Below are 8,104 nucleotides of genomic sequence, written 5' to 3'. Positions count from 1 at the left end.
CAACCCCATCGCCATGGAAGAAGGTCTGCGCTTCGCTATCCGCGAAGGCGGCCGCACCGTGGGCGCTGGCGTCGTGGCCAAGATCATTGCTTAATTCAAGCAAGGCAGATACAGGGGTATAGCTCAATTGGCAGAGCGTTGGTCTCCAAAACCAAAGGTTGTAGGTTCGATTCCTACTGCCCCTGCCACTTGAAAGTGGCCCTCAACAAGCCCGCCAGACCCTGGCGGGCTTCGGTGTCTTAAGCGACGCCGGGACTCGTAGCAGGAATTACTCAAACATGGCCACTTCACAGGTTGAGACCGTCAATACAGGCGCAGACAAAGCCAAGCTCGCGGCAGTGGTGGCTTTGGTCATTGCGTCGGTGGCTGGTTTCTATTTGCTGAGCAAGCAAGGTGCAATCGTCCAGTGGGCCGCATTGATCGTCGGCCTGATCGCGGCAGTTGCCGTCTTCCTGATCTCGGAGCCAGGCCGCCAGTTCGTCGCCTTCGCCCAGGAAGCCTGGCGTGAAGTCAAGAAGGTCGTCTGGCCGACGCGCAAGGAAACCTTGCAGATGACCGCGTATGTGTTCGCCTTCGTGGTGATCATGGCGCTTTTCCTGTGGTTCACCGACAAGACGCTGGAGTGGGTCTTGTACGACTTGATTTTGGGATGGAGAAAGTCATGACGAGCGCTACGGAAATCACTGGAGCTGAGGCTCCTTCTGGCGCTTCTGCTTCCGCCAACCCTGACCTGCGTTGGTACATCGTTCATGCCTATTCGGGCATGGAAAAGGCGGTGGAGCGCAACATCCAGGAGCGCATCGCCCGTTCGGGCATGGAGACCAAGTTCGGTCGCATCCTGGTGCCCACCGAAGAGGTGGTGGAGATGAAGAACGGCCAGCGCAAGACGACCGAGCGTCGCTTGTTCCCTGGCTATGTGTTCGTCGAAATGATCATGGACGACGACACCTGGCACTTGGTGAAGCACACCAGCAAGGTGACCGGCTTCGTGGGTGGTGCAAAGAACCGTCCCGCCCCCATCTCTGAAGACGAAGTGCAAAAGATCGTCAGTCAGATGCAGGAAGGCACGGAAAAGCCGCGCCACAAGATCGAATTCATGGTGGGCGAGCTCGTGCGCGTCAAGGAAGGCCCGTTCACGGACTTCAATGGCTCGGTCGAAGAAGTCAATTACGAAAAGAGCCGCGTGCGCGTCTCCGTGATGATCTTCGGTCGCTCCACGCCCGTCGAGCTGGAATTCGGCCAGGTCGAAAAGACCTAAGCCTTTCGGCCCAGGCCGCAGGTCTGCCGTCAGGCAGGACCACACATTTTGGATCCCGCGCTTTCGACTCGGCGCGGTGATTGTCAGGAGAGAGTCTTAACCCCGGGGAGCCGATGCTGCATGGTGCAGCGGATGGCGTCATCACCCGCAAGGAGTAAAACATGGCGAAGAAAATCGTCGGTTTCATCAAGCTGCAAGTTCCAGCTGGTAAAGCCAACCCATCCCCACCTATCGGCCCGGCACTGGGTCAGCGTGGCCTCAACATCATGGAGTTCTGCAAGGCATTCAATGCGCAGACCCAGGGCGTTGAGCCAGGCCTGCCATTGCCCGTGGTCATCACGGCTTTTGCAGACAAGAGCTTCACCTTCATCATCAAGACGCCGCCAGCGACGACCCTGATCAAGAAGGCCATCAAGCTCGACAAGGGTTCTTCGAACCCACTGAAGACGAAGGTCGGCAAGATCACGCGCGAACAGCTCGAAGAGATCGCCAAGACCAAGATGAAGGACATGAACGCTGCCAACGTCGACGCCGCAGTGCGCACGCTGGCTGGCTCTGCACGCTCGATGGGCGTGACGGTGGAGGGTTTGTAAAATGGCCAAGCTGACTAAGAAGCAAAAAGCCCTGCAAGGCAAGGTTGACAGCACGAAGCTGTACGCATTCGCTGAAGCAGTCGCGATCGTGAAGGACGCCGCTACGGCCAAGTTCGACGAATCCATCGACGTCGCCGTGCAGCTTGGCATCGATGCCAAGAAGTCCGACCAGGTGGTTCGCGGCGCCGTGGTGCTGCCCAACGGTACCGGCAAGACGACCCGCGTGGCCGTGTTCGCCCAAGGCGCCAAGGCTGAAGAAGCCAAGGCTGCTGGCGCCGACATCGTGGGTATGGACGACCTGGCCGCCATGGTCAAGGCCGGCGACATGCCTTTCGACGTGGTGATCGCTGCCCCTGACGCCATGCGCGTCGTGGGTACGCTGGGCCAGATCCTGGGCCCACGTGGCCTGATGCCTAACCCCAAGGTCGGCACCGTGACCCCTGACGTCGCCACGGCCGTGAAGAACGCCAAGGCTGGCCAGGTGCAGTTCCGCGTCGACAAGGCCGGCATCGTGCACAGCACGATCGGCCGCCGCTCGTTCGACAACGACAAGCTGCAAGGCAATCTGGCTGCACTGATCGATGCCCTGACCAAGGCAAAGCCAGCCACCAGCAAGGGTGTCTACCTGCGCAAGGTGGCCGTGTCTTCCACGATGGGCCTGGGTGTCCGCGTGGATACGCAAACCATCGCTGCAGCGTAATTGCAAGAAATCTTCGGGCCGGCCTTCACGGGCAGGCCCGATGTGGTGGGCTGGGGCTGCCAAGGCAGCCGCAGGCCATCCAAGACCGTTGGTGCGCGATCAGGTCGCGCTTAAAGCCACACAAGGCACCAACGCAGATGGCGATCCCGCTGCAGATGGAAAATTTTTCCGAAACAGTTGGTCGCTGCAACAAGAGCGCGCATGAGGCAACCGCCGAGTGCGCATTTTAAGGAGTAGACCTTGAGTCTTAATCGCAGTGAGAAAGAAGCGGTCATCAGTGAAGTGACCAGCCTCGCCGCTAAAGCTCAAACGCTTGTGATCGCGGAATACCGTGGCATCACGGTCGCCGACATGACCAAACTGCGTGTTGATGCTCGCAGCAAGGGCGTGACCCTGAGTGTTCTGAAGAACACCCTGGCTCGCCGTGCTGTGGCAGGTAGCGCATTTGACGTGGTGGCAGACCAGATGACCGGTCCGCTCATCTATGGCTTCTCCGAAGACGCTGTGGCCGCCGCCAAGGTGGTGGCCGATTTCGCGAAAACCAACGACAAGCTGGTGATTCGCGGTGGCGCTTTCGGTGGCAAGGCCCTGGATGTCAACGGCGTTAAGCAACTGGCCAACATTCCTTCCAAGGAAGTTTTGCTGGCTCAGATTTGTGGCTTGCTTATGTCCCCCATGTCGCGTACGGCCGTTGTGCTGGGCGCACTGGCGGCGAAAAAAGGCGAAGGCGCAGCCGAAACGGCCGCCGAACCTGTTGCGGCTTGATAGCCCGGCAGACAACCAACTAATTGTTAGGAAATAAAAATGGCATTCGATAAAGACGCATTTTTGACCGCTCTGGACAGCATGACGGTTCTGGAACTCAATGACCTGGTGAAGGCCATTGAAGAGAAGTTTGGCGTGAGCGCTGCAGCCATGGCTGCACCTGCTGCCGGCGGCGGCGGCGGCGGCGCTGCAGCTGCTGAAGAGAAGACGGAATTCAACGTGGTGCTGACCGAAGCCGGCGCCAACAAGGTGTCCGTCATCAAGGCTGTGCGCGAAATCACCGGCCTGGGCCTCAAGGAAGCCAAGGACCTGGTGGACGGCGCTCCAAAGAACGTCAAGGAAGCTATTGCCAAGGCTGACGCCGAAGCAGCAGTCAAGAAGCTGGTGGAAGCCGGTGCCAAGGCTGAACTGAAGTAATTCAGTCCCCTTCAAGGGCTGGAGTGCTCCTCGCGGGCCTCCAGCCTTTGGTGCTTTCAGAGCGCACCCGAAAACCCCAGTCGGTTTTCGAGTGTCTTCTGTCAATCCCGACAGCAGAAGACGCCTTGGTTCGGGTGATGTGCAACGCATCACCGTCCGCCATGGTTGGTAGTGGCCAACCGCCAAGCCCGCACGGAAACCTCTCCATGCGGGTCAGTCGTCGAAGACCCAGGACTCATGTCTTTGCCCGGAGATCTCATGGCCTATTCCTACACCGAACGCAAGCGAATCCGCAAGAGCTTCGGCACCCGCGATAGCGTGCTCGAAGTTCCTTATCTGCTGCAAATGCAGAAGGACGCATACACCGCATTCCTGCAGGCAGATAAAGCACCGCAGAAACGCACCATTGAAGGCCTGCAGGCTGCGTTCGACGCCGCTTTCCCCATCGTCTCCCACAACGGTTTTGTGGAGATGAAGTTCATCGAGTACAACCTGGCCAAGCCCGCCTTCGACGTGCGCGAGTGCCAGACCCGTGGTCTGACGTTCGCCTCGGCCGTGCGTGCCAAGGTCCAGCTGATCATCTATGACCGCGAGTCCTCGACGTCGCAGTCCAAGGTGGTCAAGGAAGTGAAGGAGCAAGAGGTCTACATGGGCGAAGTGCCTTTGATGACCGACAAGGGCTCGTTCATCATCAACGGTACCGAGCGCGTGATCGTGTCCCAGCTGCACCGCTCCCCCGGCGTGTTCTTCGAACACGACAAGGGCAAGACGCACAGCTCGGGCAAGCTGCTGTTCTCGGCGCGCATCATCCCCTACCGCGGCTCGTGGCTGGACTTCGAATTCGATCCGAAGGACATCCTGTACTTCCGCGTGGACCGTCGCCGCAAGATGCCGGTCACGATCCTGCTCAAGGCCATCGGCCTGAACCCCGAATCGATCCTGGCGAACTTCTTCGTCAACGACAACTTCCGCCTGATGGACAGCGGCGCGCAGATGGAGTTCGTCTCCGAGCGCCTGCGCGGCGAAGTGGCCCGTTTCGACATCACCGACAAGTCGGGCAAGGTCGTCGTGGCCAAGGACAAGCGCGTCACGGCCCGCCACACCCGCGAACTGGAGCAGTCCGGCACCACGCACATCAGCGTGCCCGAAGACTTCCTGATCGGCCGCGTCGTGGCCCGCAACATCGTGGATGCGGACACCGGCGAAATCATTGCCAAGGCGAATGACGAACTGACCGAAGCGCTGCTCAAGAAGCTGCGCTCGGCCGGCGTGCAGGACCTGCAGGTCATCTACACCAACGAACTCGACCAGGGCGCCTACATCTCGCAGACGCTGCGCATCGACGAAACGGTGGACGAGTTCGCGGCCCGCGTGGCCATCTACCGCATGATGCGTCCCGGCGAGCCGCCGACGGAAGACGCCGTGCAGGCCCTGTTCCAGCGCCTGTTCTACAACCCCGACACGTACGACCTGTCGCGCGTGGGCCGCATGAAGTTCAACGCCAAGATCGGCCGCGACGAATCCACCGGCCCCATGGTGCTGTCCAACGAAGACATCCTGGCCGTGGTCAAGATCCTCGTGGACCTGCGCAACGGCAACGGCGAAGTCGATGACATCGATCACCTGGGCAACCGCCGCGTGCGCTGCGTGGGCGAACTGGCCGAAAACCAGTACCGCACGGGCCTCGCACGTATCGAAAAGGCTGTGAAGGAGCGTCTGGGCCAGGCCGAGCAAGAGCCGCTGATGCCGCACGACCTGATCAACAGCAAGCCGATTTCGGCCGCCCTGAAGGAGTTCTTCGGTGCGTCGCAGCTGTCGCAGTTCATGGACCAGACCAACCCGCTCGCCGAAATCACGCACAAGCGCCGTGTTTCCGCACTGGGCCCGGGCGGTCTGACCCGCGAACGTGCCGGCTTCGAAGTGCGCGACGTGCACGTGACCCATTACGGCCGCGTCTGCCCTATCGAAACGCCTGAAGGCCCGAACATCGGCCTGATCAACTCGCTGGCGCTGTACGCCCGCCTGAACGAGTACGGCTTCATCGAAACCCCGTACCGCCGCGTGGCCGATGGCACGGTGACGAACGAGATCGACTACCTGTCGGCCATCGAAGAAGGCAAGTACGTGATCGCGCAGGCCAACGCCGTGCTCGACAAGGACGGCCGCCTGACCGGTGACCTGGTCTCTGCCCGTGAGAAGGGCGAATCCATCCTGTGCGGCGCAGACCGCGTGCAGTACATGGACGTGTCGCCCGCGCAGATCGTGTCGGTGGCGGCATCGCTGGTTCCGTTCCTGGAGCACGACGATGCGAACCGCGCGTTGATGGGCGCCAACATGTCGCGCCAGGCCGTGCCTGTGCTGCGTCCTGAAAAGCCCCTGGTGGGCACGGGCATCGAGCGCGTGGCTGCCGTGGACTCGGGCACCGTGGTCACGGCCACCCGCGGCGGTATCGTCGACTATGTCGACGCGACCCGCATCGTGGTGCGCGTGAACGACGAGGAAGCCGTGGCCGGTGAAGTGGGTGTGGACATCTACAACCTCATCAAGTACCAGCGTTCCAACCAGAACACCAACATCCACCAGCGTCCCATCGTCCAGAAGGGCGACAAGCTGGTCAAGGGTGACGTGATCGCCGACGGCGCATCGACGGACTTCGGCGAAATCGCCATCGGCCAGAACATGCTGATCGCGTTCATGCCCTGGAACGGCTACAACTTCGAAGACTCGATCCTGATCTCCGAACGCGTGGTGGCCGAAGACCGCTACACCTCGATCCACATCGAGGAACTGGTGGTCATGGCCCGCGACACCAAGCTGGGCGCCGAAGAAATCACGCGCGACATCCCGAACCTGTCGGAGCAGCAGCTGAACCGCCTGGACGAGTCCGGCATCATCTACGTGGGCGCTGAAGTGCAACCCGGCGACACGCTGGTGGGCAAGGTCACGCCCAAGGGCGAGACCACCCTCACGCCCGAAGAGAAGCTCCTGCGCGCCATCTTCGGCGAGAAGGCTTCCGATGTGAAGGACACCTCGCTGCGCGTGGACCAGGGCTCGTCGGGCACCGTGATCGACGTGCAGGTGTTCACCCGCGAAGGCATCCAGCGCGACAAGCGCGCCCAGCAGATCATCGACGATGAACTCAAGCGCTTCCGCCTGGACCTGAACGACCAGCTGCGCATCGTCGAGGCCGACGCCTTCGACCGTATCGAGAAGCTGCTGAACAACCGCGTGGCCAACGGCGGCCCGCAAAAGCTTGCCAAGGGCACCAAGATCGACAAGGCCTACCTGGCGTCGGTCGAGAAGTTCCACTGGTTCGACATCCGCCCCGCGGAAGACGAAGTCGCCACGCAGCTCGAGTCCATCAAGAATGCGCTGGAGCAGACGCGCCACAGCTTCGACCTGGCCTTTGAAGAAAAGCGCAAGAAGCTCACGCAAGGCGACGAGCTGCCTGCGGGCGTGCTCAAGATGGTCAAGGTGTACCTGGCCGTCAAGCGCCGCCTGCAGCCTGGCGACAAGATGGCCGGCCGCCACGGCAACAAGGGTGTGGTCTCCAAGATCGTCCCGGTCGAAGACATGCCTTACATGGCCGACGGCACCCCCGCCGACATCGTTCTGAACCCGCTGGGCGTGCCTTCGCGGATGAACATCGGTCAGGTGCTGGAAGTCCACCTGGGCTGGGCCGGCAAGGGCATTGGCCAGCGCATCGGCAACATGCTGCAGGAAGAAGCCAAGGCTTCCGAACTGCGCAAGTTCATGGAAGAGGTCTACAACTCCCGCGGCCGTACCGAGGACCTGTCGCAACTGAGCGACGACGACCTCATGGCCATGGCGGTCAACCTCACCAATGGCGTGCCGTACGCGACCCCGGTGTTCGATGGTGCTTCGGAAGAAGAAATCAAGGACATGCTGAAGATCGCCTACCCGGACGACATCGCCGAGCGCAAGGGCCTCACGCCCACGCGCACCCAGGCGTACCTGTTCGACGGCCGCACCGGCGAACGCTTCGAGCGTCCGACGACCATCGGCTACATGCACTATCTGAAGCTGCACCACTTGGTGGACGACAAGATGCATGCCCGTTCGACCGGTCCTTACTCGCTCGTCACGCAGCAACCGCTGGGCGGCAAGGCGCAGTTCGGTGGCCAGCGTTTCGGGGAAATGGAAGTGTGGGCGCTGGAAGCTTACGGCGCCGCCTACGTGCTGCAGGAAATGCTGACGGTGAAGTCCGACGACGTGGTGGGCCGTACCAAGGTGTACGAGTCCATCGTCAAGGGCGAGCACGCGATCGAAGCCGGCATGCCGGAATCGTTCAACGTGCTGGTCAAGGAAATCCGTTCGCTGGGCCTGGACATCGAGCTGGAACGCTCCTAA

Annotated in this window: 7 protein-coding genes, 1 tRNA gene and 1 pseudogene; all 9 read left to right on the top strand. The window is 61.1% G+C overall.

All coding sequences use genetic code 11. The features are described from left to right. Positions 1-94, top strand: a pseudogene (locus ASG27_RS25810) (elongation factor Tu); the annotation flags it as partial. An 18-nt stretch (positions 95-112) separates the two neighbouring features. Beyond that, positions 113-188 (top strand) — tRNA-Trp (locus tag ASG27_RS06735). A 90-nt stretch (positions 189-278) separates the two neighbouring features. Next, positions 279-665, top strand: coding sequence for a preprotein translocase subunit SecE (gene secE / locus ASG27_RS06730; RefSeq protein ID WP_056410086.1), 387 nt, complete (start codon positions 279-281; stop codon positions 663-665). Beyond that, on the top strand, positions 662-1,258 hold the full coding sequence (gene nusG / locus ASG27_RS06725; RefSeq protein WP_056410084.1) for a transcription termination/antitermination protein NusG: 597 nt from the start codon (positions 662-664) through the stop codon (positions 1,256-1,258). The genes secE and nusG overlap by 4 nt, the downstream gene beginning before the upstream one ends. Before the next feature lie 161 nt (positions 1,259-1,419). Then, positions 1,420-1,851: a 50S ribosomal protein L11 gene (gene rplK / locus ASG27_RS06720; protein WP_007850051.1), complete on the top strand. Its 432-nt coding sequence runs from the start codon at positions 1,420-1,422 to the stop codon at positions 1,849-1,851. A gap of 1 nt (position 1,852) precedes the next feature. After that, positions 1,853-2,551 (top strand): 50S ribosomal protein L1, encoded by a 699-nt coding sequence (gene rplA / locus ASG27_RS06715; RefSeq protein WP_056410082.1) that lies wholly within the window; start codon positions 1,853-1,855, stop codon positions 2,549-2,551. Positions 2,552-2,791: 240 nt separating this feature from the next. Then, a complete protein-coding gene (gene rplJ, locus ASG27_RS06710; RefSeq protein WP_056165010.1) occupies positions 2,792-3,316 on the top strand; it encodes a 50S ribosomal protein L10 in 525 nt (174 codons plus the stop codon). 39 nt (positions 3,317-3,355) lie between these two features. Beyond that, positions 3,356-3,733, top strand: coding sequence for a 50S ribosomal protein L7/L12 (rplL, locus tag ASG27_RS06705; RefSeq protein WP_056410080.1), 378 nt, complete (start codon positions 3,356-3,358; stop codon positions 3,731-3,733). Positions 3,734-3,991: 258 nt separating this feature from the next. Continuing rightward, positions 3,992-8,104, top strand: a complete 4,113-nt coding sequence (rpoB, locus tag ASG27_RS06700; RefSeq protein WP_056410078.1) for a DNA-directed RNA polymerase subunit beta — start codon at positions 3,992-3,994, stop codon at positions 8,102-8,104.

Origin of the sequence: Acidovorax sp. Leaf191, from assembly GCF_001424425.1 — a bacterium.
Taxonomy (GTDB): domain Bacteria; phylum Pseudomonadota; class Gammaproteobacteria; order Burkholderiales; family Burkholderiaceae_C; genus Acidovorax.
The sequence above is the reverse complement of the archived record's forward strand: the minus strand, read 5'-3'. Positions and strand labels throughout refer to the sequence as shown.

Coding starts and splice junctions, on each gene's coding strand:
- rplK (WP_007850051.1), top strand. CDS start 1,420: ATGGCGAAGAAAATCGTCGGTTTCATCAAGCTGCAAGTTCCAGCTGGT.
- rpoB (WP_056410078.1), top strand. CDS start 3,992: ATGGCCTATTCCTACACCGAACGCAAGCGAATCCGCAAGAGCTTCGGC.
- secE (WP_056410086.1), top strand. CDS start 279: ATGGCCACTTCACAGGTTGAGACCGTCAATACAGGCGCAGACAAAGCC.
- rplL (WP_056410080.1), top strand. CDS start 3,356: ATGGCATTCGATAAAGACGCATTTTTGACCGCTCTGGACAGCATGACG.
- rplA (WP_056410082.1), top strand. CDS start 1,853: ATGGCCAAGCTGACTAAGAAGCAAAAAGCCCTGCAAGGCAAGGTTGAC.
- nusG (WP_056410084.1), top strand. CDS start 662: ATGACGAGCGCTACGGAAATCACTGGAGCTGAGGCTCCTTCTGGCGCT.